Source organism: Bradyrhizobium sp. GW821-FHT12B03, assembly GCF_058807535.1.
On record NZ_JBXAQU010000010.1, the window covers coordinates 145,329 to 170,586 of the forward strand.

Sequence of the window (25,258 nt, forward strand, 5' to 3'; positions counted from 1 at the left end):
ATCCGGATTCATGAATGGCCCGCAGCAACGTCAACGACCTCCTCGCCTTCCTCGCGGTCGCCCGCGAGCGCAGCTTTACCCGCGCCGCCGCCCAGCTCGGCGTATCGCAATCCGCGCTCAGCCACACCGTGCGCGCGCTGGAGGAACGGCTGGGCTTAAGGCTGCTCACCCGCACCACCCGCAGCGTCGCGCCGACGGAGGCCGGCGAGCGGCTGCTGCGCAATATCGGGCCGCGCTTTGCGGAGATCGACACGGAGCTGTCGGCGCTGACTGCGCTGCGCGCGACGCCGGCCGGCACCGTCCGCATCACCGCCGGCGAACATTCGGCGCAGACTATCCTGTGGCCGGCGCTCGCCAAGCTGTTGCCACGCTACCCTGATATCAAGGTCGAGCTCGTCGTCGACTACGGCCTGACCGACATCGTCGCCGAGCGCTACGACGCCGGCGTACGGCTCGGCGAGCAGGTTGCCAAGGACATGATCGCGGTGCGGATCGGGCCGGAGATGCGCATGGCCGTGGTCGGCGCGCCCGCCTATTTCGCCGCGCGGGGCAAGCCGAAGCAGCCGCAGGAGCTCACCGAGCACAATTGCATCAACCTTCGCCTGCCGACCTATGGCGGCATCTATGCCTGGGAGTTCGAGAAGCGCGGCCGCGCCATGAAGGTGCGCGTCGACGGCCAGCTGGTGCTCAACACCGGCCTGCTCCGGATGAATGCGGTGCTGGCGGGGCTTGGTCTTGCCTATGTCCCGGAAGATCTCGTGAAGCGCGAGATCGCCGACGGCCAGCTGATCCGCGTGCTCGCCGACTGGTGCGCGCCGTTTGCCGGCTATCACCTCTATTACCCGAGCCGGCGGCAGCCGACGCCGGCGTTTGCCGTGCTGGTGGAGGCGCTGAGGTATCGGAAGTGAGGGGCGCAGCCGCAGCGGGATTGGCGCTCTCGTGCCCCGGACGCAGCGCAACGCTCCTTCAGCGGTGCGCTGCCGAGCCGGGGCCCATGGAGCGGCACATCATTCTGTGAGAGATGGGTCCCGGCTCTGCGGAGCGGCATTGCATGCCGCACCGCGTCCGGGACACGAGGCTACCGCGCGACGACCTCGACTTCGCCGTCGACGCCGTTCACGACGTTGAAGCCGCGCTCGTAGACCTTGCCCTCGTTCTTGGCGATGGCGCGGTATTCGCCTTCGGAGAGCACGACGCGCGGGAAGGCGCCGATCGATTCCTTGATCACGTCGCCGCCGGGGGTCAGCACCGACCAGGCGGTGTTGGCGAGCGCCTCGCCGCCCCTGTCGCTGACCAGCTTGAGGGTGATCACGGCGGCGCGGTGGGTGATGGTGACGTCGGTGAGCTTGCCGGCCTGGACGCGGATGTCCGAGCGCACCACCGAATTGGCGTCGCCATAATTGGAGATGATGTAGTAGGTGCCCTCCGGAATCAGCACGACGTCGCCGGCGGCGACGTTCGGCACCAGCGAGGCGCGCTCACCGGCTTCGAACTGGCTGCCCTTGTAGATCGCGAACGAGATCTGGTTCTGCGGGATGCGGCTGGTGCCGACGCGGCCCTCGATGCGCAGGCCGCCGGCCGGCAGCACGAAGGATTCGCGGTCGGTCTCGGCCTTCAGGCTGACCGTGCGCACCGCGCTGACCAGGCCAAAGGCGACGTGCACGACGTAATTGCCGGGCGGCAGCACGATGTTGGGCGTGGCGTTACGGTCCTCGCGGATCAGCTTGAAGGTGCCGTTCTCGTCAGGACGGTCGGCAAACACCCGCCAGACCAGGCCGCTGGTGATCGCGGGGGAGTCCTTGCCGTATTTGGCGGTCAGCGACAGCACGCCCTGTCCGGGCACGGCCGCGTTGAGCGGCGGAGCCGACGGCACGGTCGCGACCGCAGGCGGCGGCATGCTGGGCGTCGCCGGCTGCATCAGGGTCGGCGGCAGGCTCGGCGGTCCCGCGCCCGGGCCGGAAGGAGGCGCCAGATTGATCGCCCCCCCGGGGTCGGGCACCGAGGCGGGCGGGACCGGCGGCGGACGATCGGAGAAAAGCTGCGCCTGCGCAGCACTTTGGCCGAGGGTAACCAAGCACGCAGCAAGGATCAGCGCCGGCAGCAGCCTGCCGCTGCGCCGCCATCCGATGATGCCGTCACCCCCGCGTGTCATGTCTCCTGCTTTTCACCGAAAACGCGGCAAATTCAAGCCTCCGATACCCCAGGAAATACGGCCCCGATACGGTTCTATGGAACCCGGATGACGCCTGCGTGATTAGACCCGAGGCAACCCGCCCCCGCCATACTCCTGCCCAGCGCCCTTTCCAAAGCGGCATAAACCATGCTTCGCCCCGGATATGGCGGAGCGCGAGTGCGGTGCCTAGTCTGGTGACGTGGGCTGGCCCCGGCGTAGGAGAGTTTTGGTGCTGGACATCTTGAAGGGCCGCAGTGCGAACGGCTCGAACGGCGAAAAGGTCGGCCTCGGCAGCATCCGCCGGCCGGTCATCGGCCTCGCACTCGGCGGCGGTGCGGCGCGCGGCTTTGCCCATATCGGAATCCTGAGAACCCTCATTGCCAACGGCATCGTGCCCGACGTTGTGGTCGGCACCTCGATCGGCGCCGTGGTCGGCGGCCTCCATGCGGCCGGCCGGCTCGACACGCTGGAAGAATGGGGCCGCAGCCTGCAAGGCATGCGCAACATCCTCGGCTATCTCGACATCCGCCTCAACGGCTCGGGCCTGCTCGGCGGCGAGAAGCTGGCCACCCGGCTCGAGGAGGCGATCGGGCAGATCCTGATCGAGGACCTGCCCATCAAGTTCGCCAGCGTGGCCACCGAGGTCCGCACCGGCCACGAGATCTGGCTGACGCGCGGCCGCGTGGTCGACGCGATGCGCGCCTCCTATGCCCTGCCCGGCATCTTCGCACCGATCCTGATCGGTGACCGCTGGCTGGTCGACGGCGCGCTGGTGAATCCGGTGCCGGTCTCGGCCGCCCGCGCGCTCGGCGCCGAAATCGTCATTGCCGCAAATCTTTCCAGCGACATCTTCACCCATTCCACGACGATCTATTCGCACGGCGCGATGCCCGCGCCGGTCGAGGCTGTGCCCGAGGAGACCACGACCGCCAAGCGGCGCTTCCCGCGGCTGTTCTCGGCGGAGAAGACCATGAAGCGCGAGTTCTTCGGCAGCGTCGGACGCCCCGGCATCTCCTCTGTGATGGTCGATGCCTTCAACATCATGCAGGACCGCATCACCCGCGCCCGCCTCGCCGGCGATCCGCCGGATCTGCTGATCTCGCCGCGGGTCGGCCATTTCGGCTGGTTCGACTTCCACCGTTCCGAGGATCTGATCGCGCATGGCACGCGCGCCGCCGAGCGCGCGCTGGAGTCGATCCAGGAGGCGATCCACGTGCTGGCGCCGCCGCCCGAGGGCGCGGCGCCCAAAGCCAGCGAGTGATGCCGGTCAGGCCGTCTTGATGTAGTCGCGCAGGGCTTCCTGCTCGGACTCGTATTCCTGGACGCGGCGCTTGACGATGTCGCCGATCGAGATCAGCCCGACCACCTTGCCGTTGTCGGTTACCGGCAGATGGCGGAACTTGCCTGTCGTCATCATCTCCATGAGCTCGGCGACCGTGTCGGTCTCCTTGCAGGTCACGACCTTGCGGGTCATGACCTGGGAGACCGGCTCCTCCAGCGCGCCGGCGCCGCGCTCGCCGATCACGCGCACGATGTCGCGCTCGGAGAGGATGCCTTCGAGCCGGCTCTGGTTCATCACCAGCACCGCGCCGATCTTCTTCTCGCCGAGCAGCTTGACCGCGACGGCCAGCTTGGCGTCGGGCTCGACGCTCATGATCTGGTGGCCCTTGGTGTTGAGAATGGAACGTACCGTCATTGTCGCCTCCCTGAATCGGAGCCGTCCGCCTTTTGGCGGTCCGGACTTGTTCTTCGAGTCTTCAACTAACAGTTTAGGCGCCGGTTTCACGCTTCAGGCGCTTGTCGAAGCATCGCCGCTAGCGGCTTGCAGCTTCGGAACATTCTTCACCGAATGATGGATGAATTCGGGCCGCGCCGCAAGCGCCGCTTCAAATACGGTCTGAAACGTCCTGTGATGACGCATCCGCAGCATCGTTTCGCACGCGCGGCACCGGATCGAACAGCGCGAACAGCAGCAGGCCGGCGAAGAAGCCGCCGATATGGGCCTGCCAGGCGACGCTCGTGGTCTCGGCATCGATCCCGATCGCGCCAACGCCGAAAATGATGTTGACGCCGAACCACACCGCGAGGAAGCCGACCACCCGCCCGTCGCGCAGCGCGCGCGACAGCGGCAGGGCCGGAACCCTTGCGGCGGTATCGGCGTCCGAACGGCTGAACGACAGGAAGCTGCCGCGGACGAAGGCGAAGCGGATCGCGGCCGCCATCGCGCCCGACACCGAGGCCGAGGCGCCGATCATCGGCGCCACCGCGTGCTCATGGGTGACGAGATGGGCGAGCGCGCCGGCCGCCGCCGTCACTGCGAGAAACAGGAAGAACCTGACGGCGCCAAAGCGCCGCGCCAGCGCGCTGCCGAACGGCAGCAGCCACAGCACGTTGAAGCCGAGATGGGTCAGATTGGCGTGCAGCAGCGAATAGGTGACGAAGCTCCAGACCTTGGCGCCCGCCCCGCCCGGGATCTGCAAATTGAGCAGCGAGGAATCGTAGCGCTTCGGGATGAAGCCGAAGACGTCGATGGTCCAGTTCTCCAGCTCCGGCGGCAGCAGCACCCGCAGATGGATCAGCGCCAGCAGGACGATATAGGCCGTCAGCGCGAACGGCAGCGTCAGGATCGGCTCGCGCGGAGCCTCCTCAGTGACGGCCGGCACGTCGGGCAGAGATCCGTGCGGCGGAGAATCTTGCGGGGAATCCAAGGCAGCTTCGCTTTCAGGCGCGATCGGAGCGATCCGCTTGGAGATAGTCGCCTTTACCGGCCCTGCGCAAGTGCACAAAAGGAAAAGGCAGCGGTAAACACTCGGTCATTCCAATTGTCGGCCGGCTGAGCCCCGGCTCTGCAGCGCACCGCTAAAGAAGCGCTGCGCTGCGTCCGGGGCACTGGAGAGAGTGCCTGAAAAAAGGAAAAGGCAGGGCCCTGGGAAGCCCTGCCTGTCCGTGTCGGCCTTCCGGTGCCGAGAGGAATAAGGAGTATCCCCACCCCTCCCCGCGGCCCGTGACCAAACTGTTTGACGCCTGTGTACAGGCCTCGCCGAGAACCTGGAGAAAAGCGGCGAAGCTTGCGACCGCGGTCACCCTAGCAGGGCTGCGGGACACGCAAAGCGCATAGTTAATTTAACGTTAACGACGCAAAGGCAGCCCTGGGGGTGCCGAAAACGCCCTCGCGGCATGGACGCTGCAAAGCCCGTCCTGCACAACAACACAGGGATCGCGGGTGCACTGAAGCGGGACAGGTCTGTCCCGCAAGGTTGCGCCCCGGGGTTAGCGTTCAGTCATGAAACATCCGTCGAGCCGCGCGTTCTTCGCGTATTGGGACAAGAAGCGCGGCACTGCGCGGGCCCCCGACAGGGCCGACATCGATCCGGCCGCCGTCCGCGAACTGCTCGGCGACATCTTCGTGCTGTCCTGCGAACAAAATCTCGGCTTCCCGTTCCGCGTCGCCGGCACCCGCGTCTGCGCGCTCGCAGGCCTCGATCTCAAGGACCAGAGCTTTACGGCGTTGTTCAACGAGGCGAGCCGCGGCGAGATCGAGGAGATCACGACTGTGGTCGCCGACGAGACGTTGGGGGCGATCGCCGGCGTCACCGCCGCGCGCGAGGACGGCAGCAAGGCGCATCTCGAATTGCTGCTGCTGCCCTTCAACGCCCGCCCGCATACGCCCGTCAGCGTCACCGGCGTGCTCGCGCCGTTCGACGACGAATGCGGCGCGCTCGGCACCTTCACCCTCACCTCCTGGCGCTACCTGCACCAGCCGGAAAAACTGCTGCCACGCGCGATCCGCAAATTGCAGATCGCACGCGGACTGATGGTCTATGAGGGGCTCAGATAGTCTCGTGTCCCGGACGCGCTGCAGCGTGCAACGCTGCTGCGCAGAGCCGGGACCCAACAGAAGGCGACACAGTACGACGCCGCGACATGGGCCCCGGCTCTGCAGCGCATCACTGAAGAAGTGCTGCGCTGCGTCCGGGGCACGAGCCATCATTCGTACAATGCAGCCGCGCTCACGGCATCGCCAGATGCCAGGCACCGTTCAGAAAACCGTCGCCGGTGACGTCGCCGGGCTTGGTGTCCTTGGCGAAAGTGTAGAGCGGCTTGCCCTTGTAGGCCCATTGCCTGGAGCCGTCGTCGCGCGTGATGATGGTGTAGCCGTCGCCGGCGGCATCGCTGGCCTCGGCCTTCAGCACCGGCCAGTTCGTCGCGCAGGGACCGTTGCAGGCCGACTTGCCCTCCGCATCCTTGTCGAACGTGTAGAGCGTCATGCCCTTGGCATCGGTGAGCACGTTGCCCTTGTCGGTCTTGCCGGCCTTGGTCGGCGGCGCGGCGAACGCGGCGGGAATGATGGCGAGCGACACGGCGAGCGTGAGCGCGAGGCGGATCGGGGATGTCGTCATGGTCTCTCCTGTCATGCAATTGGCTTGCATGTGTAGGACGCCGCGCGAGCCGTCGTATTCCTCCGAGCGCGGCAAACAAATTTTTCGCTGCACGCATCCTTGCGCCGGAATAAACTGGAATGCGTGAGACGGAACGACGGATCGACATGAGCAAGCCGCACTGGCGTCCCGCGCGCGCCTCCGATCTGCCCGCGATCGGCGCGATCGCAGCGCGCATCCATCCCGATCTGCCGGAACGCCCCGACGTGTTCGCGGAGAAAATGCGGCTCTATCCTGACGGCTGTCTCGTGCTTGCCGCGGGCGATGAGATCGCCGGCTACGGGCTCGCGCACCCGTGGAAGCAATACCGGATTCCACCGCTCGATGCGTTTCTCGAACGATTGCACGATGATGCGGACTGCCTTTACGTGCACGATGTCGCCGTGCTGCCCGACTTTCGCGGCGGCGTGGCGCGCGACTATGTTTCGACGATCGAGGCACTGGCACGTGCTTCGCACATCACAACGCTCGCGCTGGTCTCGGTCTACGCCACGCGGCCGCTGTGGGAACGTCTCGGCTTCCGGCCCGTCACGGCGGATGCGCGATTGCGCGTGAAGCTCGCATCCTATGGCGACAACGCGACCTATATGCTGCGCGACCTCGCTGCGACGTAACGTCCCGCCCCCACCCGCGGCTCACGCGGGCGTGAAGCCGCCCCCTCGAACCGGCTTCAATCAGCCCCCGTCGAAGGTACGTGCGGGCCGTTCCGGTCTCGCCGAACCGAGACTGGAGAATTTCCATGAAACTCACATTGTCGAAAGTTGCCTTGATTGCCTTCGTTGCGACGACCGCGTTCACCGCGACCAGTGCCAACGCGGCGCCGTATCGGACCTATGGCTGCGATTCCGCCTTCTTCGAAGGCTGTGGCATCGTGGTCGAGACACCGAACGTGGGCCGAACCCGCACCAGCGTCATCCCTCTCGACACTTCCCCCACCTACATGAAGCAGACCGATCCCCGCTACAGCTCGGCCATGCGTGATGCCGGCGGCGGTGGTGGCGGCGGAGGCGGAGGCGGAGGTGGTGGTGGCGGCGGTGGCCGCTGAGCCCACCCGACGATACGATGATGCCGCCGGTGCAATCCGGCGGCAGCATCGCCGTCCTTCCTGACCAGTTCAGCCGCGGTGCTTTTTCTTCTTCGGCTTCTTTCCCGGCGCGCCCGTTATGGGCCACGGCGTGACCGACGGCTCCGCGCGGGCCTGCTTGTTCTTGTGCTTCTTCTTTCCGAACGGAGGCGCATCGTCGAACTTCGGCTTGCGTTCGCCGTGCCCCTTGTCCCGCGGCTTGAATTCACGGGCCTCGCGCGGCCGATCGTCGCGACGTTCACGATGACCGCCCTCGTCCCTCTCGCGCCTGGGCGCAGGCGACCGCTCTTCCGAAGGCGCTTGCCGCTGCGGTGCATCCGCCATCGGTTCGAGGCGGATATTGTCTTCCTTGTCCGGACGCTTGATCTTGGCTGCGAAGGCGTCCGCGACCCGCTCGGAGATTTCGAACTCGGTCGTCGTGTCCATGATCCTGATGGCGCCGATGTCGCCCTTGTCGATGCCGCCGCGACGGCAGATCATCGGCAACAGCCAGCGCGCTTCCGCATTCTTTCGTCGTCCGATGTTGGCGCGGAACCAGACGCTGCCATCCGCCATGCCGTGCTTCGACGACGATTTTCCCGATTTGGGCCGAGGCCTTTCGGGACGATCCTCTCCGCCCCTGTCCTGCAATTTGTCGCGACCACGATCATCGCGCGGCCGGCCAGCCCGCTCGCCGGGATCGATGATGTCCTCGGGCGACGGCAGCCGCGCGCGATAAAGCCGTGCCAGCGCTGCGGCGATGTCCTCGGCGGACCGCTCGGCGAGCAGCGCCTGCGCCAGCGCCAGATCGTCGGGCGTGGTCTCTTCGGTGAACAGCACGTCCTTCATGCGCTCGTGATCGAGCTTGCGGATCTCGTCCGCCTGAGGCGCAGTCCCCCAGACCGCATCGATCCCTGAGAGATTGAGCAGCAGCTCCGCGCGCCGCCGGCGTGCCGGCACCACCAGCAGGACGCTCGTGCCCTTTCGGCCCGCACGTCCGGTACGGCCCGAGCGATGCTGCATGACCTCGGCGTCGTTGGGCAGGTCGGCATGGATGACGAGATCGAGGCTCGGCAGGTCGATGCCGCGGGCGGCGACGTCGGTCGCGACGCAAACGCGCGCGCGTCCGTCCCGGAGCGACTGGAGTGCCGTGGTTCGCTCGTTCTGCGTCAATTCGCCTGACAAAGCGACCACGGAGAAGCCGCGCTCCAGCAGCGCCGCCTGCAAATGCCTGACGTTATCGCGCGTGCTGCAGAACACCAGCGCGCTTGGCGCCTCGTAGAAGCGCAGCACGTTGACGACCGCATGTTCGACGTCACCGGCGGCGACCCGGATGGCGCGGTACTCGATGTCGGCGTGACCGCCTTCATCGCCGGCGACCTCGATCCGGAACGCCTGCTGCTGATATTGCTTGGCCAGCGCCACGATGCCGCGCGGGAACGTCGCCGAGAACAGCAACGTGCGGCGCGTCTCCGGCGTGGTCTTGAGGATGAATTCCATGTCCTCGCGAAAGCCGAGATTGAGCATCTCGTCGGCCTCGTCGAGGACGACCACCTTCAATTCCGAAATGTCGAGACGGCCGCGGCGCAAATGATCGCACAACCGGCCGGGCGTGCCGACGACGACGTGAGCGCCGGCCGCAAGCTCGCGCTGCTCGCGCCGCGGATCCATGCCGCCGACGCAGGAGACCACGCGCGCGTCCGCGTACTGGTAAATCCAGGCCAGTTCGCGCTGAACCTGCAAGGCGAGCTCACGGGTCGGCGCCACGATCAGGGCGAGCGGTGCGCCTGCGCGTTCAAATCGCTCGGCGTCACCAAGCAGCTCCTTGGCCATGGCGAGGCCATAGGCCAGGGTCTTGCCGGAGCCGGTCTGGGCCGAAACCAGGAGGTCGCGGTCCGCGGCCTCCTCCGTGAGCACGGCGAGCTGGACGGGGGTCGGACGATCGTAGTTGCGCTCGGCCAAAGCTCGGGCGAGCGGCGGACTCATGGTCGGGAATGACACGGGATAAACCTTGGTTGGTCCAGGCGCGGAACGTCGAGCCGCGCGACCTGAAGCTGCGTAGGCGGCAAATGGTCCGGCCGCACGCGTGGTGATTTGATTTGCACGCTCTTTACGCCAAGCGCGGGCAAATCACCATGCCTATGACGCATGGCTTTGGCGCCATCGAGAATAAGCTTACCGGCCGCCCGACCCACTACATCCAGCGTTTTCGGGCCGTTTTGCTGCATATAGCGAAATTTTGAACCGAAGCGGCAGATTTTCGCGGCCACCTCGCTTAAATTATGCGCGACTGGACGTGCCTGGACTGCGCGCATGACCTCTTCCGTCAAACGCACCTGCGGCGACTGCACGCTCTGCTGCAAGGTGATGGCCATCGAGGCCTTGGCCAAGCCGGCCGGCAGCTGGTGCCGGCATTGCAAACCCGGCCGCGGCTGCAGGGTCTACGCCGAGCGGCCAGCCGAATGCGAGGACTTCGCCTGCCTGTGGCTCGTCAATGATCTCCTCGACGAGTGCTGGAAGCCGAGCCGGTCGAAGCTGGTCCTGACCACCTCGGAGGACGGCATCGAAGTCCGATGCGACCCGGGCTTTCCCGACGCCTGGCGCAAGCAGCCCTACGCCGACGACATCCGCGCCTGGGCCGTCGAAGGCGAGATCAGCGACATGACGGTGGTCGTGATCGTCGGCCAGCGCGTGGTCCTCGTCACGCCGGAGCGAGAGTTCGATCTTGGCATCGTGCAACCGGACGAGCGGATCGTGCGGGAGCTGGAGGGCAGCAAGGTCGTGGGTGCAATGGTGGTGAAGGAGAGCGATTGATTGAATGCAAGTCTTGTCGCGTCGGCCATTCGATCCCAAATCGTGCCTTACGAGACAGATTTGGGGGAAACATGACCGACAGCATTTCGCTTGCCGACAAGCTGGCGAGCTTTCAGGATTTCTGGTCGCCGCGCACGATCACGACCTTCAACGATTGCGACGTGATGGTGGTGAAGGTGAAGGGCGAGTTCACCTGGCACAAGCATGACGACACCGACGATTTCTTTCTGGTCCTGAAGGGCCATCTGGATATCGAGTTGCGGGATCGCACCGTAACGCTCGGTCCGGGCGAACTCTATGTCGTACCCAAAGGAGTCGAGCATCGCCCGGTGGCGCGCGAAGAGGTTCACCTCATGCTGATCGAGCCGACCGGCACGCCGAACACCGGCGACAAGGCCACCGCCGCGGCGCGCAAGCTGGCATAGATCAGATCTCCGCGTAAACCTCCAAGAGATTGCCGTCGGGGTCGCGGAAGAACAGCGTCCGATGTCCAAAGGACTGGTTCGTCGGCGGCGACAGCAGTTCAACACCCTGCCGAAGCAGCTCGTCGGCACACTGGTCGACCTCGGCCGCGGACACCTTGAAGGCCAATTGCAGCGAGGCGCTGCCCGCAGGCGTCGGCGCATCCGCCGCGGTGCGGCTCGGTCTTGCCAGGGCCAGCGTGTTGCCGCCCAGGCCGTACTCGATCCAGTTCGGCGAAAGCTCGCGCAGCAGCGGAAAGGCCAGAACGTCCTCGTAGAAGCGGCGCATCGCGGTCATGTCGCGCACGAAGATGACGGTGTAGTCGATCGCGCGGATGGCGCTGAAGGGAGAATTCCGGTTCGGTTCGGTTCCTTGTTCGTTTGTCATCTCGTCCTTCATTCCAAACTCCAGCTCGTAGCCCGCATGGAGCGAAGCGGAATGCGGGACCGGCGGCCCGGGATTGCGCTGCGCTCCATCCGGGCTACGGTCTCACTCCACCAGTTCCGGCCACGGCACGATCGTCGACTTCACCGTCTTCATCGCCATCGCATCCCTCACCGCCTGCGCGACGCCCGCTTCCGTGAACGGGTAGATCGTCTGCATCTTCAGCCAGGGATATTTGTCACGCGTGCGATAGAGCATGTCGACACCGAGCGGCAGATCGTTGCCGGTGAAGCCCCAGGATCCCAGCACGTTGAGGTCCTTGGTGCAGATGCGGTGCCAGGACGTGTCGATCGAACCGGCGTCGGTGAACTGGCCCATCTCGACATAGGTGCCGCCGTCGCGCAGCATCTCGATGCCCTCAGGCCCGGCGGTCGGATGCCCCGAGCAGTCCATCACGAGATCGGCGCCAAAACCGCCGACGATCTCGCGCACGCGCGCGATGCGCTCTTGCGGCGATTTCAGCTCCTCGATGTCGACCGTCGCCTCCGCGCCGAATTCGCGCGCGAGCTTGAGCCGCGGCTCCTCCGGCGCGCCGACGCAGACGACGCGCCCGGCTCCCATCTCCTTTGCGGCTGCGACCGCGAGAATGCCGATCGGGCCCGAGCCCTGGATCACCACCGTATCGCCCCAGGAAAAACCGCCGGCGCGGCTGGCGCGGTTGAAGGCGCGGATGCAGGAGGTCAGCGGCTCCGACAGCGCGCCGAGCCGCAGCGACATGTCGTCGGGCAGCTTGTAGATCTTGGTGCCCGGCAGCATGTCGAGATCGACATAGACATATTCGGCCCAGCCGCCCCACATGTGCGGCGCCTTGTCGAAGCCGAGATAGCGGCCGTAATAGACCGGCGTCAGGCATTTGTTCGCTACTTGCGGATAATGGATGCAGTAATAGCAACGCCCGCACGGCATCAGCGGCGGGATCATTACTTTGGAGCCGACCTTCAGCGGCTTGCTCATGAAGTCCTCGGTGAATTCATCGCCGCATTCGACGATGACGCCGCCGAGCTCGTGGCCGAGCGTGAACGGCCAGGGCAGCGGCTTCGGCCAGTGGCCCTTCAGGATGTGCAGATCAGTGCCGCAGACCCCGCAGGCGCCGACCTTGATCAGCGCCGCCTTGCGGCCGACCTTCGGCCACGGCACGGTGCGGATGACGGGCTCCGAGCCCGGCCCGGCGTGGGTGCAGACGCGGATCTGGTCCATCGATGTGTCCTCGCTGCCCGTCTGTTATGATTGATGGTGCGGGCTGAGGCGAAGCGTATGTGAGATGCGCGGTCGTGCCAAGCGGACAGTCTCGTAGCCCGCATGGAGCGCAGCGCAATGCGGGGACAGTGGTCCCGGATTGCGCTTCGCTCCATCCGGGCTACGACGCCGCCACAAGCTCAACCGTCATCCTGAGGTGCGAGCCCTGCGATGCGTCAGCATCGCGAGGGGAGCCTCGAAGGATGGGCCGAGGGCGCCTGCGGCTCATCCTTCGAGGCTCGCTTTGCTCGCACCTCCAGCGACAACCGCTTCGCGGTTGCGCGGGGATGACGGCGGTGGTTGTGGCGGCAGTGCATGGCTGGTGCTCAAGCACACCCAAGTGTCTTGAGCCTTCACCAGCCAGCGTGTACGGACGGATGAAGTCCCCACCCAGGTGCCCCTTGACCCCCCTTCCCCAAAATCCCGTCGCCGCCTCAGGCTCGTTCGCGGCGATGAAGTCCGTGCCGTACCGACTCCAGTTCATCGCCTACGTGTTGGCGATGATGGCCGACAATATCGAGCATGTGATCAGCTATTGGGTGGTGTTCCAGAAATTCCATTCGCCGACGCTGGGTGGTTTTGCCGTGCTGTCGCACTGGCTGCCGTTCCTGCTGTTCTCGGTTGCGGTGGGCGGGCTTGCCGACCGGTTCGATCCGCGCCGCATCATCCAATGCGGCATGCTGCTGTTCATCGTGGCCTCCGCCGGATGGGGCTTCTTCTTCATCACCGACACGATCCAGATGTGGCACGCGATGCTGCTGCTGGTGATCCACGGCTGCGCGGGCGTCTTGTGGCAGACTCCGAACCAGCTGCTGCTCTACGACCTCGTCGGCCCCGCCGATCTTCCGAGCGCGGTGCGGCTCAACGCGATGGCGCGCTATCTCGGCATCCTGGTCGGGCCTGCGGTCGGCGGCATCATCATGCTGACGCTCGGCACCTCGCACGGCATCATCTTCAACACGCTGTTCTACCTGCCGATGCTGCTCTGGCTGTTCTGGGCGCCGGTGCGCGACAAGAGCATTGCCGTGCGGCGCTTCGCCGTGCGCGGCTTTGCCGACATTCTGCTGACCATCCGCGCCATCGGCACCCAGCCGGTGCTCACCGCGATGACGTGGCTCGCCGGCCTCACCTCCTTCATGATCGGCAACGCCTACCACGCCCAGATGCCTGGCTTTGCCGGCGATCTCGGCCATGGCGATCCCGGCGTGTCCTACAGCGTGCTGCTCGCGGCCGACGCCGCCGGTGCGCTGCTTGCCGGCATCGCGCTGGAATCCTGGGGCCGGCTGAAGGGCACGCCGCGCACCGCGATCACGCTTGCGATGCTCTGGAGCGTGGCACTGCTCGGCTTCGCCGCGGTGCATATCTATCCGGTCGCGATCGTGCTGCTGTTCTTTGCGGGCTTCTTCGAGCTGTCGTTCAACACCATGGCGCAGGCGCTGGTGCAGCTGAACGCGCCGCACGACATCCGCGGACGGGTCGTCGGGCTCTACAACATGGCGGGCCTCGGCATGCGCGCCTTCAGCGGCATCACGGTCGGCGTGTTCGGCGCGGCGATCGGCATTCACTGGTCGCTCGGGTTGTCGGCTGCCGTGCTGCTGGGGCTGTTGTGTCTTCTCTATCAGCGCGCGGCGAGGAAGGCGGCCGGTTGACTCCGGCCTCTCCCCACCGCACGCTCGGCGCAGGATTTGGGGAGATGGGGCGTTGCACAATCGCTGGGGCATTCTTGCGATCCTGTTCGTCGTGCGCCTCACCATCGCGTTCCAGTTCCAGAGCGTGGCCGCGGTGGCGCCGCTGCTGCAACAGAGCTTTGGCGTCGGGCTCGCCGATATCGGCATCCTGATCGGGCTCTATTTCACACCGGGCGTCGTGCTGGCGCTGCCGGGCGGCGCGATCGGCCGGGCCCTCGGCGACAAGCCGACGACGATCGCCGCGCTGTTGCTGATGACGGCCGGCAGCCTCGTCATGGCCACCGCCGACATCTGGGGCTGGCAGATGGCGGGCCGGCTCGCCTCCGGCGCCGGCGGCGTGCTGCTGACGGTGCAGCTCACCAAGATGGGCACCGACTGGTTCGCGGGTAAGGAGATCGCGACCGCGATGGCGATCTTCGTCAATTCCTGGCCGGCCGGCGTCGCGATCTCGCTGCTGGTGCTGCCGGCGATCGGCACCGCCTATGGCGCGGGCGCCGTATTCCTGGCCGCAGGCGCACTGACGGCAGTCGGCATTCTGCTGATCATGCTCTACCGGCCGCCACCGGGCGCGACAGCGAGCGCTGCCGGCTCCGGCCGGCTCGATCCGTTCGCGCTGATGGCGGTGATCGTCGCCGGCGCGATCTGGGGCCTCTATAATGTCGGCTTCGCCATGATCTTCTCGTTCGGCCCCACGCTGCTGGTCGAGCGCGGCTGGAGCATCGCAGCGGCAGGCTCGGCGATCAGCGTCGTGATGTGGCTGTCGGTGATCTCGGTGCCGGCGGGCGGCTATCTCGCTGACCGCTTCAAGCGGCCCTTCATGTTGGCGATCGCTGCCAGCCTCGCGGTCGCCCTCCTGCTGGCCTGGCTGCCGCGAACGGACGCCATCATCACCGTCCTCGTCCTGATCGGCCTGATCGGCGGCCATCCGGCCGGGCCGATCATGAGCCTGGCCGCCCGTGTGCTCGCGCCGGAAACCAGGGCGATCGGGATGGGCGTGTTCTACACGCTCTTCTATGCCGCGATGATGCTGGGTCCGGCGGTCGCCGGGCGGCTTGCCAAATCGGCCGGAACCGCCGCGGTCGCGCTCGACCTCGGTGCCCTGACCGTGCTCGCCTGCCCGCCCTTGATGTGGCTTTTCGAGCGCATTGTTTCCGTCCGTTATCGACGCGCCGCATCCTAACGCGGCATTAACCCTATGCACCTTAGGGTCGTCCCGGACTCCGCCAGGCGGGGGGTCGGGTTGTGAAAATGGCGTTGGCGAATAAAAAATTTCTTCCGGCCGCCGAGGAACGTCGGCGTTTCCAGCGGGTCAAGGTGCACCTGCTCGGCCGCTACATGCTGCCGGACCGCCGGGAATTCCCCTGCCAGGTGATCAACATGTCACCGGGGGGCCTCGCCTTGCTTGCTCCCGGCATCGGCAATGTCGGCGACCGCGTGGTCGCCTATCTCGACCATATCGGCCGCGTCGAGGGCAAGATCACCCGCATCATCGACAATGGCTTTGCCATGACGATCGGGGCGACGCCCAGGAAGCGCGACAAGCTCGCCGCACAGCTGACCTGGCTCGCCAACCGCGACATCCTCAACCTGCCGGAGGACCGCCGCCACGACCGTATCGTGCCGCGCAACCCGATCGCGGTGCTGACGCTCGAGGACGGCACCAAGATGACCTGCCGCATCATCGACCTCTCACTGTCAGGCGCGGCCATTGCCGCCGAGAACCGCCCGCCGCTGAAATCGACGGTTCTGCTCGGCCGCGTGCAGGGCCGCGTGGTCCGAAACCTCGAAGACGGCTTCGCGCTGGAGTTCGTCCACGCGCAACCGATCGAGACACTCGAAGAGAGCGTTACCGCGCGGTAAAGCGAGAGCGCGCGAAAACCACTGTATTTCCAGCCCAAAAGGCGGCCTCCGCGATGCGGAGGCCGCCTTTTTCGTGCCCGGCAGCGCGCTTGCACGGGTTAACGCGCGGCCTCCGCGCGCATGGAAAGGCCGGTTCCGCCAGCGTTTCCGCGTTAATCGATAAAACTTGAATCAATTGCAGTCATTTCAAATTTTATGAGAATTCGATTCAAGTATAGATCGAATTCGCCGCGCATTTTACTTGCATTCGTCTCGACTTGACTTGGTCGACTTAGCGGCAACTCAAAAGCTCCATGCGAAATGTGGTCCCAACAAGAAACGGGGGCCGCAATGTTGGACTTCAGGGGACAGGGGAAGAGGCTGGCGATCGCCGCCATGCTCTTCGGGATCAGCGCGACAGTGCAGGCCGGTGAGAACCGTCTGCTCTACGCAAGCCTCGGCGACACCACGCGCGCGCCGATCGGCTGGGTCGAGTTCTGTGCGGACAATGCCGCGCAGTGCCAGGGCGGGTCGACGCAGCCGCGCGACATCGTGATGTCGCAGGCCGCATGGCGCGACCTCGTCAAGGTCAATCGCTGGGTCAACGAGACCGTCAAGCCTTTGACCGACCAGGAGCACTGGGGCGTGATCGAGAAGTGGTCGCTGCCGTCAGACGGCTACGGCGACTGTGAAGACTACGTGTTGTTGAAGCGCAAGATGCTGATCGATGCCGGATGGCCCCGCGAGGCCCTGCTCATCACCGTCGTGCGCGACAAGAAGGGCGAAGGGCACGCGGTGCTGACGGTGAAGACCGACAAGGGCGAGTTCGTTCTCGACAATCAGAACGAGAACGTCGTTGCCTGGACGGAGACCGGCTACCGCTTCGTCAAGCGCCAGTCGCAGAGCGATCCCAACGTCTGGGTCTCGCTGGGCGATACCAAGCCGGCGGTCTCCACCGCCAGCGCAAGAGATTAGCAGGAACGAGACAACAGGTTACGCGACCCGGTCACATCCCCACCCCTCCCCGTCCCAGACCGGTTCGCGCGCGGCCAGGCTTCCCCCAAAGCCTGGCCGCAACTTTTTTGAGTGCGCGTTCACGCGCCGAGCACGTCGGCCAGCCGCATCTCATCGGCGGCGGGATCCTTCAGGAACAGCTCGGCCTCGATCTCCGTCAGGTGCGACAGCATCAAGGCCCGCGCGCGCGACTTGTCGCGCTTGCGGATTGCGGTGACGATCTCGGCGTGGTGGTCGGTGCCGCAGGCCGGCGTATCGTGGCGGCGATAGAGCAGGATGATCAGCGAGGAGCGCGCGATCAGCTCCTTCAGGAAGCCGAGATAGATGCTGTGACCGCTCATCTCGGCGACGAGCTTGTGAAATTCGCCGGAGAGCCGAACCGAGGCGCGCGCGTCGCCGCGCAGCTCCGCCTCGCGCTCTTCGGTGAGATGACGCTGGAGACGATCGAGCCAGGCCGGCGAGACCGCGTCGATCGCGTGGTCGACGATGGTGGGCTCGATCAGCCGGCGCGCCTCGAACACTTCCCGCGCGTCGGCAGGCGTCGGCCGCGCGACGAAGGCGCCGCGATTCTTCTCGATGTTGACGATGCCCTCATGCGCGAGCTGCTGGAGCGCGGTGCGGACCAGCGTGCGGCTCGCCCCGTAGATCTCGCCGATCTCGTCCTCGCCGAGCTTGGTGCCCGGCAGCAGACGATGCTCGAGGATCGCAGCGGTCACGCCCTCCCGGATACGGCTGACGCGATCGCTCGCATCTGGCGCATCGGATTTTGGGCGGGTCTTGGCGGCCATCAGTTCGAGGGTTGGGTTTGAGGGCTCGATCGGCGACGTTCGGCCTCGAATGTTAGTCGACCAGCTGTATCCAATCACAGGCGAAACTTTATACAATCCGCGCACATTTTGTGTGCATATTACTGCCCACCCGGCGAGCCGCGCCGCTGCGCCGGATTCGATCTAACGACCTGACTCCACTGCACAGTTTCCAAATTCGGCAGTCTCCGGGCGGTTGGCACGGACCTTGCGGAGAAAGCCGGAGCATCGCCCTTCCAGCGGACACGCCATGGCCACTCCCGCCGCTCTCGAACTGGTCGCCGTCACCAAGCGCTACGACACGACGCTGGCGGTGGACAACGTCAACCTCAAGATCCCGGCCGGCACCTATTGCTGCCTGCTTGGCCCCTCCGGCTGCGGCAAGACCTCGACCCTGCGCATGGTCGCTGGCCATGAGGCCGTCAGTGAGGGCGATATCATCCTGGGCGCGCAGAACGTCACAGATCTCGAGCCGGCCAAGCGCGGTACGGCGATGATGTTCCAGTCCTACGCGCTGTTTCCGCATCTGACGGTGCTCGACAACGTGGCATTCGCCTTGAAGATGCGCGGCGTCGACCGCGCGACGCGGCACAAGCGCGCCGGCGAACTGCTCGAGCTGGTGGCGATGAGCCCCTATGCGGCGCGGCTGCCGGCCCAGCTTTCCGGCGGGCAACAGCAGCGTGTCGCGCTCGCCCGCGCGCTGATCACCGAGCCGCAGATCCTGCTGCTCGACGAGCCGCTCTCCGCGCTCGATCCGTTCCTGCGGGTCCGGATGCGGGGCGAATTGAAACGGCTGCAGCGCGAGCTCGGCATCAGCTTCATCCAGGTCACCCACGGCCAGGAAGAGGCGATGGCGCTCGCCGACCACATCGTGGTGATGAACCACGGCAGGATCGAGCAGCAGGGCACCGCCCGCGACATCTTCCACCATCCCCGCACCGAATTCGTGGCGCGCTTCATCGGCGGCCACAACGTCCTCAGCGACGCCGGCAAGCTCATCGCCGTGCGCGCCGATCAGCTCGGCATCGTGCCGTTCACTGACGGCGCGTTCGGCGCGCCGGCGCTGCTGACCCAGACCGAGTACCAGGGCTCCTACATTGCCGTCTCGCTCACGCTCGACGACGGCACCGCCCTGTTCTCCCACCTCCCCGAGGCCGCCTTCGACGTTCACCCGTTCCGACCGGGCGATCGCGTGCTGGCCACCTGGGATCCCGCCAAGGCGCAGCGCCTGCAATAGCGCCGTCATCCAGAAAATGCGCAACACAGAGGAGTGAGCGATATGACCGAGACGACCAAGACAACCGGCGTCAGCCGCCGTACGCTATTGAAGGGCACCGCCGGTCTCGCCGGCCTTGCCGCCGGCTCCGGCGCCATCACCGGCTTTCCCTATGTGAAGTCGGCCGAGACCAAGGTGCTGCGCTATCTCGGCACCGCCGTGAACGAGGGCGACGACATCTCCAAGCAGTGCCTCAAGGACACCGGCATCAAGATCGAATACATCACCGCGACCACCGACGACGTCACCAAGCGCGTGATGACCCAGCCGAATTCCTTCGACGTGCTGGACACTGAATATTTCTCGCTGAAGAAGCTGGTGCCGTCCGGCAACATCCTTGCCCTCGATGCCAGGAAGATCAAGGAATTCGGCAACATCACGCCCGTCTTCACCAAGGGCGAGACGCCCGGCGGCAAGAAGATCGGCAACCAGGGCACCGCGCCCTGGAAGGTGCTCTATCTCGAAGGCAAGGACTCCAAGAAGTTCGCGACATCCGCGACCGAGTTCGTCACGCTGATCCCGACCGTCTACAACGCCGACACGCTCGGCATCCGTCCCGACCTCATCAAGCGCCCGATCAGCTCGTGGTCCGAACTGCTCAACCCCGAGTTCAAAGGCAAGGCCTCGATCCTCAACATCCCCTCGATCGGCATCATGGACGCCGCGATGGTCGTGGAAGCCTCCGGCAAGTACAAATATGCCGACAAGGGCAACATGACCAAGGAAGAGATCGATCTCACCATGAAGGTGATGACCGAGGCGAAGAAGGCCGGCCAGTTCCGCGCCTTCTGGAAGGACTTCAACGAGAGCGTCAACCTGATGGCCTCGGGCGAGACCGTGATCCAGTCGATGTGGTCGCCGGCCGTGACCAAAGTGCGTTCGATGGGCATCGCCTGCACCTTCCAGCCGCTCAAGGAAGGCTATCGCTCCTGGGCCTCGGGCTTCTGCGTCTCCAAGGGCGTGTCGGGTGCCAAGCTCGAATGGGCCTACGAGTTCGTCAACTGGTTTCTATCAGGCTATGCCGGCGCTTACCTCAATCGCCAGGGCTACTACTCCGCCGTGCTCTCCACCGCGAAGGCGCACATGGAGCCCTACGAGTGGGCCTACTGGATGGAAGGCAAGCCGGCCGAGAAGGACATCAAGGCGCCCGACGGCTCGCTGCTCGAGAAGGCCGGCGCGGTGCGCGACGGCGGCTCCTACGAGGACCGCATGGGCGGCGTCGCCTGCTGGAACGCGGTGATGGACGAGAACGACTACATGGTCCGCAAGTGGAACGAGTTCATCGCGGCGTAATTTGATGGACACGTCAGAGGACATCCTGCAACAGGCATCCCCGGGATTGATCCCGGGGTCGGGCACAGCGCGCGCCGCAAAGCCGACGCGCCTGTCGCCGTCCTTCGTCTCCTGGCTCCAGGCCGGGCCGATGATGCTGGTGTTTCTCGCCTTCTTCCTGATCCCGCTGGTGTTCGTCGTCATCGTCTCGTTCTGGGACTACAACGAATACCAGTTGCTGCCGGCCTTCTCGGGCCGCGGCTACACCGACACGTTCGAAGGCTGCATCGCGCAGCTCCCCGATCTCTGCACGATCGGCCGAACCTATGTCATGACGCTGAAGCTGTGCTTCATGGTCTGGGCCATCACGCTGTTCATCGGCTTCTGGGTCGCCTACTTCCTCGCCTTCCACGTCAAGTCGAAGACCTGGCAGATGGGATTGTCGCTGCTCTGCACGATTCCGTTCTGGACCTCCAACGTGATCCGCATGATCGCCTGGATCCCGCTGCTCGGCCGCAACGGCCTCGTCAATTCCGGCCTGGTCAAGACAGGACTGATCAACCAGCCGCTGGAATGGCTGCTGTTCTCCGAATTCTCCGTGGTGCTGGCACTCGTCCACCTCTTCACCTTCTTCATGGTGGTGCCGATCTTCAATTCGATGGTGCGTATCGACAAGTCGCTGATCGAGGCCGCCTATGACGCCGGCGCCACCGGCTTCCAGACGCTCGTGAACGTCGTTATTCCGCTCGCCAAGCCCGGCATCGTGATCGGCTCGATCTTCGTCATCACCATCGTGATGGGCGATTTCATCACCATCGGCGTGATGGGCGGCCAGCAGATCGCCGCCGCCGGCAAGATCATCGAGACGCGGGTCAACGCGCTGCAATTCCCGGCTGCCGCGGCCAACGCCGTGATCCTGCTCGCCATCACCTTCCTGATCATCACCATGATGTCGCGCATCGTCGACATCAAGAAGGAGCTCTAGCGCATGAAGGAAGGACGCCCGCGCTCTTTCTACGTGCTCGCGATCTTCTTCGCGGCCTATGTGCTGTTTCTCTACGGCCCGATGATCGCGATCTACGTGCTGTCGTTCCAGGGGCCGCAGGGCGGCCTCACCTTTCCGATGAACGGCGTGTCGACCTTCTGGATCGCCAAGCTGTTCCAGGGCACCGGCATCGTCGATCTCGGCGCGGCCTTCCGCCGATCGCTGCTGCTCGGGATCATCGTGATGGTCGTCACCGTCGTGCTGTCGGTCGCCGCCGGCATGGCGTTCCGCCGCAAGTTTAGGGCGCAGAGCATCCTGTTTTATTCGGCGATCGCGAGCCTCATCGTGCCCTCGATCATCACCTCGCTCGGCATCTCGCTGGAATTCCGCATCATCGACGATCTGATCAAGGCGCATTGGAACGAGAATTTCGAGACATCGATGGGCCTGCTCACCTCCGGACTCGGCGCGCATCTGACCTGGACGCTGCCGTTCGGGCTTCTCATCATGTTCGCGATCTTCAACCGCTTCGACCCCAGGCTCGAGGAAGCCGCGCGCGATCTCGGCGCGACGCCGTGGCAGGCCTTCCGTCATGTCGTGCTGCCGATCATCCTGCCCTCGGTGATCGGTATCGGCCTGTTCGGCTTCACCCTGTCCTGGGACGAACTCGCGCGCTCCAGCCAGGCGATCGGAGCGGTGAATACATTGCCGCTCGATCTCCAGGGCCTCACCACGACCGTGACGAACCCCGACATCTATGCGCTCGGCACCGTGATCTCGGCCGTCTCGTTCACGGTGATCACGCTTGCGCTCGGCACCATCCACGTGCTGAACAAGCGCCAGGCGGCCAAAGGCTCGGACGCCGGCAAAGGGCTTGTCTGAAAAGGGGCTTGTCTGATCTGATGCGACTTCACGTCGTCAACCCCAACACCACGGCGTCGATGACGGCGAAGATCGCCGCTGCGGCGCGCAGCGTCGCTTTGCCCGACACATTGATCGACGCGCGCCAGCCGACCATGGGCCCGGTCTCGATCGAGGGCTTTTACGACGAGGCCTTCGCCGTCCCCGGCATGCTCGGCTGCATCCGCGAGGCCGACCGCGACGGCGCGGACGCGCACATCATCGCCTGTTTCGACGACACCGGCCTCGACGCCGCCCGCGCGGTGGCAAGAGCACCGGTGATCGGGATTGGCGAGGCTGGATTCCACATGGCGAGCCTGATCGCGGCGCGCTTTGCCGTGGTGACGACGCTCGGTGTCTCCATCGTGCCGATCGAGCACAATCTGACGAAGTACGGCCTCGCCGGACGCTGCGCCCGCGTTCGCGCCGCCGAGGTCCCGGTGCTCGCACTCGAAGAGCGCAACACCGACGCGCTCGCAAGAATCTCCGCGGAGATCACCGCCGCGATCCGCGACGACCGGGCGGAGGCCGTCGTGCTCGGCTGCGCCGGCATGGCCGATCTCGCCAATGAGCTCGCCGCCACGCATGGCCTGCCCGTGGTCGACGGCGTCGCCGCCGCGGTGACGCTGGCGGAATCGCTGGTCCGGCTGGGCCTGAAGACCTCCCGGCTCGGCCCCTATGCTGCGCCACGGTCGAAGACCTATTTGGGTCCGTTTTCACCGTTTCAGCCGTGACTTTCGCAATCCCGCCCTAAAGCCAGGGCGCAAAGCCCGGCTTGGGCCGCTTTTTTGGCCTTCAGCCTCTTTTTGGTCCCATTTGTTGCCGAACTGTTACGTTTTCGGGACGTCCCGGCGGCACCTTGCCGCCGGTCTTCGCCACTCACCAAGTTTCAATTTGGGTTTTGTCAGCGATGATCGATCTCGCACAGGACACACCGTCCAACCCTCTGCTTCGCCTCGGCGCCCAGCCCATCGCGCTGACCGCCGCCGCCCTTCTCCTGCTGATCGCCGGCGTGGCCTCGATCGCGATCTGGCGCGCCTATACCGGCGCTGCGCCAGAGGCCGACCGGGTGGTCGCCTCGCGGCAGCTCCAGGCCCGTACGGCCCAAGCCTCCGAGCAGCTGGTCGAGAAGACCAAGGGACTGGAGGCGACCCAGCAGGAATCGATCGACCAGCTCCAGGTCGTGCAGGACCAGCTCCAGACCGTGAAGCGGCTGCTTGCGGCCCAACAGGCCGATACCAAGCGCCTGTCGGAGCAGGTGGCAAGCCTGAACGAGTCCATCGACGGCTTGCGCCAGTCCTTTGCCAGTGCGCGGGCCACCGAGGCCGAGACGCCGTCGGTTAGCCGCAGGAAGCCGGCGCGCCACCGCGTCCATGCCAGCGCGCGCAAGCGCTCGCGCGGCTAACCGGGCCCGCGACTTTAATTTTTTGACTTGTGAACTGGATCACATTCGCCCGTATGATTCCGCGCCATGCTCTCCGTTACCGGATGGCGTGAGCCGATTTCAATATCCGGGGCTGGCAAGGTCGTTGACGGTATACTGCGTCAACGGCCTTGTTTTTTAGCGGGCGCGAAGGTCGTCCCGCCTCATTCACAGACGTCGACGCGACGGTATCGCCATCCCGCAGGCGTCATCACGCGCTTGCGCACGACGTAGCAACCACCATAACCGCCATCATCGTAGCCGGTACCATAATAGTAGGGACCGCCGTAGGGGTAGCCGTAGCCGTAATAGCCACCGTAGTAGCCGGCACCGGCGATTCCTGCGCCGATGGCGACGCCGGGCCAAAAGCCGCCGCCATGCCAATGGCCGTGCCCGCCATGGCCCCAGCCACCACCACCGTGGCCCCAGCCGCCGCCATGTCCACCCGCCAAGGCCGCCTGCGGCGACGAGAGCCCGATAGCCGCGACGGCCAGGGCCGCCATGATCATCTTCCGTAACATTTACTCGATCCTCCGCGTGGACACGCTCCACGCTTCAATGCAGGACCAAGCTAATGCGATCAGAGCATTCCTGACAGGCACGCTGTCTCACTTCCGCGCGAGCGTCAGCAGCCGCGGCAGATGCTCTTCAGCTTCTTGTCGAGCATCCGGTTCTCGGTATTGACGGTGGCGTCGGCCGAAGCGCCTGCGCCGGTGCCGGTGGTGACGCCAGGCGCCGCGTTGGCGCCGGATGATTGGGCCGTCCCCAGGCTGTTGGTCCCGGGCGGCGGCGACGGAGCGTTGGCGACACCTCCGGTCGATCCCGCCGCACCGCCGGTCGCCTGCGCGAACGATACGGCCGGCATCGCCGCCAGACTGAAGATCACGACCAAGGTCTTGATTGAGATGGTTGCAGGCGATCTAGCCATCGGAAATGCTCCTTTAGCTTGTCAACGGCCCGGGCCGGGACCCGTTCCGGAACCAATGCCGTCACATCAGCTTGAACTGAGGAGGCAGCCACGATCATGCGCAAACTGATCGCGTTCGACGAGGACACGTTCAACAAGCTGAAGCAATTGGGGCGCGACAGGATGGCAACGTTTCAGGAGCTGGCGGACGAAGCCTTCGCCGACCTGTTGAAGAAGCACGGCATCCCGATCGATCTCAGGGCTGCTCTGCGCAAGAGCGCCAGGCTCAGCGGTGAAGCGGACAAGCCGGCCGCGCGTTCCAAAGCCAGAAAGGCCACATCACGATGACCGATCGAGATCCTTTTGCAGAGGGCGAACGCGCCGCGCGCGAGAACATCCCGGCCGAGGCCAATCCTTACCTCAACGGCAGCGACGAGCATGCGCTCTGGGCCGCCGGCCACGAGAAGATCGCGGGCGCCATCGAAGCGCGCGAGTCCGAGGGAAGCTGACGCCTCGC

Annotated in this window: 30 protein-coding genes; 19 read left to right on the plus strand and 11 right to left on the minus strand. The window is 65.4% G+C overall.

Annotated features, from left to right (window positions below; all coding sequences use genetic code 11):
* Positions 1-14 precede the first annotated feature (14 nt).
* Positions 15-908 (plus strand): LysR family transcriptional regulator, encoded by an 894-nt coding sequence (locus tag AC1RUR_RS20480; RefSeq protein ID WP_492847224.1) that lies wholly within the window; start codon positions 15-17, stop codon positions 906-908.
* A gap of 170 nt (positions 909-1,078) precedes the next feature.
* Here the strand turns inward: AC1RUR_RS20480 and AC1RUR_RS20485 are convergent, their stop codons facing one another.
* A complete protein-coding gene (locus tag AC1RUR_RS20485) occupies positions 1,079-2,152 on the minus strand; it encodes an RgsD C-terminal domain-containing protein (RefSeq protein WP_492847226.1) in 1,074 nt (357 codons plus the stop codon).
* 250 nt (positions 2,153-2,402) lie between these two features.
* Between AC1RUR_RS20485 and AC1RUR_RS20490 the strand changes: the two genes are divergently transcribed.
* Positions 2,403-3,434: a patatin-like phospholipase family protein gene (locus tag AC1RUR_RS20490; RefSeq protein ID WP_492847228.1), complete on the plus strand. Its 1,032-nt coding sequence runs from the start codon at positions 2,403-2,405 to the stop codon at positions 3,432-3,434.
* Between the two features lie 6 nt (positions 3,435-3,440).
* Here the strand turns inward: AC1RUR_RS20490 and AC1RUR_RS20495 are convergent, their stop codons facing one another.
* Together AC1RUR_RS20495 and AC1RUR_RS20500 are read right to left on the minus strand one after the other, a co-directional pair.
* On the minus strand, positions 3,441-3,869 hold the full coding sequence (locus tag AC1RUR_RS20495) for a CBS domain-containing protein (protein WP_492847230.1): 429 nt from the start codon (positions 3,867-3,869) through the stop codon (positions 3,441-3,443).
* A 190-nt stretch (positions 3,870-4,059) separates the two neighbouring features.
* On the minus strand, positions 4,060-4,881 hold the full coding sequence (locus tag AC1RUR_RS20500; protein WP_492847232.1) for a rhomboid family intramembrane serine protease: 822 nt from the start codon (positions 4,879-4,881) through the stop codon (positions 4,060-4,062).
* 575 nt (positions 4,882-5,456) lie between these two features.
* Between AC1RUR_RS20500 and AC1RUR_RS20505 the strand changes: the two genes are divergently transcribed.
* A complete protein-coding gene (locus AC1RUR_RS20505; protein WP_492847234.1) occupies positions 5,457-6,011 on the plus strand; it encodes a PAS domain-containing protein in 555 nt (184 codons plus the stop codon).
* Between the two features lie 172 nt (positions 6,012-6,183).
* Here AC1RUR_RS20505 and AC1RUR_RS20510 read toward each other — a convergent pair whose 3' ends face one another.
* Positions 6,184-6,573 carry a COG4315 family predicted lipoprotein gene (locus AC1RUR_RS20510; protein ID WP_492847236.1) on the minus strand — a complete coding sequence of 130 codons (390 nt, stop codon included), beginning with the start codon at positions 6,571-6,573 and terminating at the stop codon, positions 6,184-6,186.
* 146 nt (positions 6,574-6,719) lie between these two features.
* Here AC1RUR_RS20510 and AC1RUR_RS20515 point away from each other — a divergent pair, with 146 nt between their 5' ends.
* Both AC1RUR_RS20515 and AC1RUR_RS20520 read left to right on the plus strand, forming a co-directional pair.
* Entirely contained in the window at positions 6,720-7,226 is a 507-nt protein-coding gene (locus tag AC1RUR_RS20515) for a GNAT family N-acetyltransferase (RefSeq protein ID WP_492847409.1), read from the plus strand.
* Positions 7,227-7,351: 125 nt separating this feature from the next.
* Positions 7,352-7,657 (plus strand): hypothetical protein, encoded by a 306-nt coding sequence (locus tag AC1RUR_RS20520; protein WP_492847238.1) that lies wholly within the window; start codon positions 7,352-7,354, stop codon positions 7,655-7,657.
* Positions 7,658-7,726: 69 nt separating this feature from the next.
* Here the strand turns inward: AC1RUR_RS20520 and AC1RUR_RS20525 are convergent, their stop codons facing one another.
* Both AC1RUR_RS20525 and AC1RUR_RS20530 read right to left on the minus strand, forming a co-directional pair.
* Complete coding sequence (locus AC1RUR_RS20525) at positions 7,727-9,661, minus strand: DEAD/DEAH box helicase (RefSeq protein WP_492847410.1); 1,935 nt, start codon at positions 9,659-9,661, stop codon at positions 7,727-7,729.
* A complete protein-coding gene (locus AC1RUR_RS20530) occupies positions 9,658-9,990 on the minus strand; it encodes a hypothetical protein (protein ID WP_492847241.1) in 333 nt (110 codons plus the stop codon). The genes AC1RUR_RS20525 and AC1RUR_RS20530 overlap by 4 nt, the downstream gene beginning before the upstream one ends.
* On the opposite strand from AC1RUR_RS20530, the gene AC1RUR_RS20535 reads away from it, so the two are divergent.
* Together AC1RUR_RS20535 and AC1RUR_RS20540 are read left to right on the plus strand one after the other, a co-directional pair.
* A complete protein-coding gene (locus AC1RUR_RS20535) occupies positions 9,989-10,489 on the plus strand; it encodes a hypothetical protein (RefSeq protein ID WP_492847243.1) in 501 nt (166 codons plus the stop codon). The genes AC1RUR_RS20530 and AC1RUR_RS20535 overlap by 2 nt on opposite strands.
* 71 nt (positions 10,490-10,560) lie before the next feature.
* Positions 10,561-10,914, plus strand: coding sequence for a cupin domain-containing protein (locus tag AC1RUR_RS20540; RefSeq protein ID WP_492847245.1), 354 nt, complete (start codon positions 10,561-10,563; stop codon positions 10,912-10,914).
* A 1-nt stretch (position 10,915) separates the two neighbouring features.
* Here AC1RUR_RS20540 and AC1RUR_RS20545 read toward each other — a convergent pair whose 3' ends face one another.
* Positions 10,916-11,338, minus strand: a complete 423-nt coding sequence (locus AC1RUR_RS20545) for a VOC family protein (protein ID WP_492847247.1) — start codon at positions 11,336-11,338, stop codon at positions 10,916-10,918.
* Between the two features lie 102 nt (positions 11,339-11,440).
* Entirely contained in the window at positions 11,441-12,592 is a 1,152-nt protein-coding gene (locus AC1RUR_RS20550) for a zinc-binding dehydrogenase (protein ID WP_492847249.1), read from the minus strand.
* A 440-nt stretch (positions 12,593-13,032) separates the two neighbouring features.
* Here AC1RUR_RS20550 and AC1RUR_RS20555 point away from each other — a divergent pair, with 440 nt between their 5' ends.
* From AC1RUR_RS20555 to AC1RUR_RS20570, 4 genes are all read left to right on the plus strand, one after another.
* Entirely contained in the window at positions 13,033-14,280 is a 1,248-nt protein-coding gene (locus AC1RUR_RS20555) for an MFS transporter (RefSeq protein WP_492847251.1), read from the plus strand.
* Positions 14,281-14,332: 52 nt separating this feature from the next.
* Positions 14,333-15,499 carry an MFS transporter gene (locus AC1RUR_RS20560; protein ID WP_492847253.1) on the plus strand — a complete coding sequence of 389 codons (1,167 nt, stop codon included), beginning with the start codon at positions 14,333-14,335 and terminating at the stop codon, positions 15,497-15,499.
* Between the two features lie 68 nt (positions 15,500-15,567).
* On the plus strand, positions 15,568-16,179 hold the full coding sequence (locus AC1RUR_RS20565; RefSeq protein ID WP_008140941.1) for a PilZ domain-containing protein: 612 nt from the start codon (positions 15,568-15,570) through the stop codon (positions 16,177-16,179).
* Between the two features lie 330 nt (positions 16,180-16,509).
* Positions 16,510-17,133: a transglutaminase-like cysteine peptidase gene (locus AC1RUR_RS20570; protein ID WP_492847255.1), complete on the plus strand. Its 624-nt coding sequence runs from the start codon at positions 16,510-16,512 to the stop codon at positions 17,131-17,133.
* Positions 17,134-17,252: 119 nt separating this feature from the next.
* On the opposite strand, the gene AC1RUR_RS20575 is transcribed toward AC1RUR_RS20570, so the two are convergent.
* A complete protein-coding gene (locus AC1RUR_RS20575) occupies positions 17,253-17,960 on the minus strand; it encodes a GntR family transcriptional regulator (RefSeq protein ID WP_492847257.1) in 708 nt (235 codons plus the stop codon).
* Positions 17,961-18,228: 268 nt separating this feature from the next.
* On the opposite strand from AC1RUR_RS20575, the gene AC1RUR_RS20580 reads away from it, so the two are divergent.
* From AC1RUR_RS20580 to AC1RUR_RS20605, 6 genes are all read left to right on the plus strand, one after another.
* Positions 18,229-19,215, plus strand: a complete 987-nt coding sequence (locus tag AC1RUR_RS20580) for an ABC transporter ATP-binding protein (RefSeq protein ID WP_492847259.1) — start codon at positions 18,229-18,231, stop codon at positions 19,213-19,215.
* 42 nt (positions 19,216-19,257) lie between these two features.
* Entirely contained in the window at positions 19,258-20,547 is a 1,290-nt protein-coding gene (locus AC1RUR_RS20585) for an ABC transporter substrate-binding protein (protein WP_492847261.1), read from the plus strand.
* 4 nt (positions 20,548-20,551) lie between these two features.
* Positions 20,552-21,511 (plus strand): ABC transporter permease, encoded by a 960-nt coding sequence (locus tag AC1RUR_RS20590; protein WP_492847262.1) that lies wholly within the window; start codon positions 20,552-20,554, stop codon positions 21,509-21,511.
* A 3-nt stretch (positions 21,512-21,514) separates the two neighbouring features.
* Positions 21,515-22,393: an ABC transporter permease gene (locus AC1RUR_RS20595; protein ID WP_492847264.1), complete on the plus strand. Its 879-nt coding sequence runs from the start codon at positions 21,515-21,517 to the stop codon at positions 22,391-22,393.
* 20 nt (positions 22,394-22,413) lie between these two features.
* A complete protein-coding gene (locus AC1RUR_RS20600; protein WP_492847411.1) occupies positions 22,414-23,145 on the plus strand; it encodes an aspartate/glutamate racemase family protein in 732 nt (243 codons plus the stop codon).
* 176 nt (positions 23,146-23,321) lie between these two features.
* Positions 23,322-23,816: a hypothetical protein gene (locus tag AC1RUR_RS20605; protein ID WP_492847266.1), complete on the plus strand. Its 495-nt coding sequence runs from the start codon at positions 23,322-23,324 to the stop codon at positions 23,814-23,816.
* Positions 23,817-23,998: 182 nt separating this feature from the next.
* On the opposite strand, the gene AC1RUR_RS20610 is transcribed toward AC1RUR_RS20605, so the two are convergent.
* Both AC1RUR_RS20610 and AC1RUR_RS20615 read right to left on the minus strand, forming a co-directional pair.
* Positions 23,999-24,355 carry a hypothetical protein gene (locus AC1RUR_RS20610; protein ID WP_492847268.1) on the minus strand — a complete coding sequence of 119 codons (357 nt, stop codon included), beginning with the start codon at positions 24,353-24,355 and terminating at the stop codon, positions 23,999-24,001.
* Positions 24,356-24,459: 104 nt separating this feature from the next.
* A complete protein-coding gene (locus AC1RUR_RS20615; protein WP_492847270.1) occupies positions 24,460-24,762 on the minus strand; it encodes a hypothetical protein in 303 nt (100 codons plus the stop codon).
* A gap of 96 nt (positions 24,763-24,858) precedes the next feature.
* On the opposite strand from AC1RUR_RS20615, the gene AC1RUR_RS20620 reads away from it, so the two are divergent.
* A complete protein-coding gene (locus AC1RUR_RS20620; RefSeq protein ID WP_492847272.1) occupies positions 24,859-25,089 on the plus strand; it encodes a hypothetical protein in 231 nt (76 codons plus the stop codon).
* Positions 25,086-25,250, plus strand: coding sequence for a hypothetical protein (locus tag AC1RUR_RS20625; RefSeq protein ID WP_492847273.1), 165 nt, complete (start codon positions 25,086-25,088; stop codon positions 25,248-25,250). Before AC1RUR_RS20620 ends, AC1RUR_RS20625 begins: the two co-directional genes overlap by 4 nt.
* The last annotated feature ends 8 nt before the right edge of the window (positions 25,251-25,258 follow it).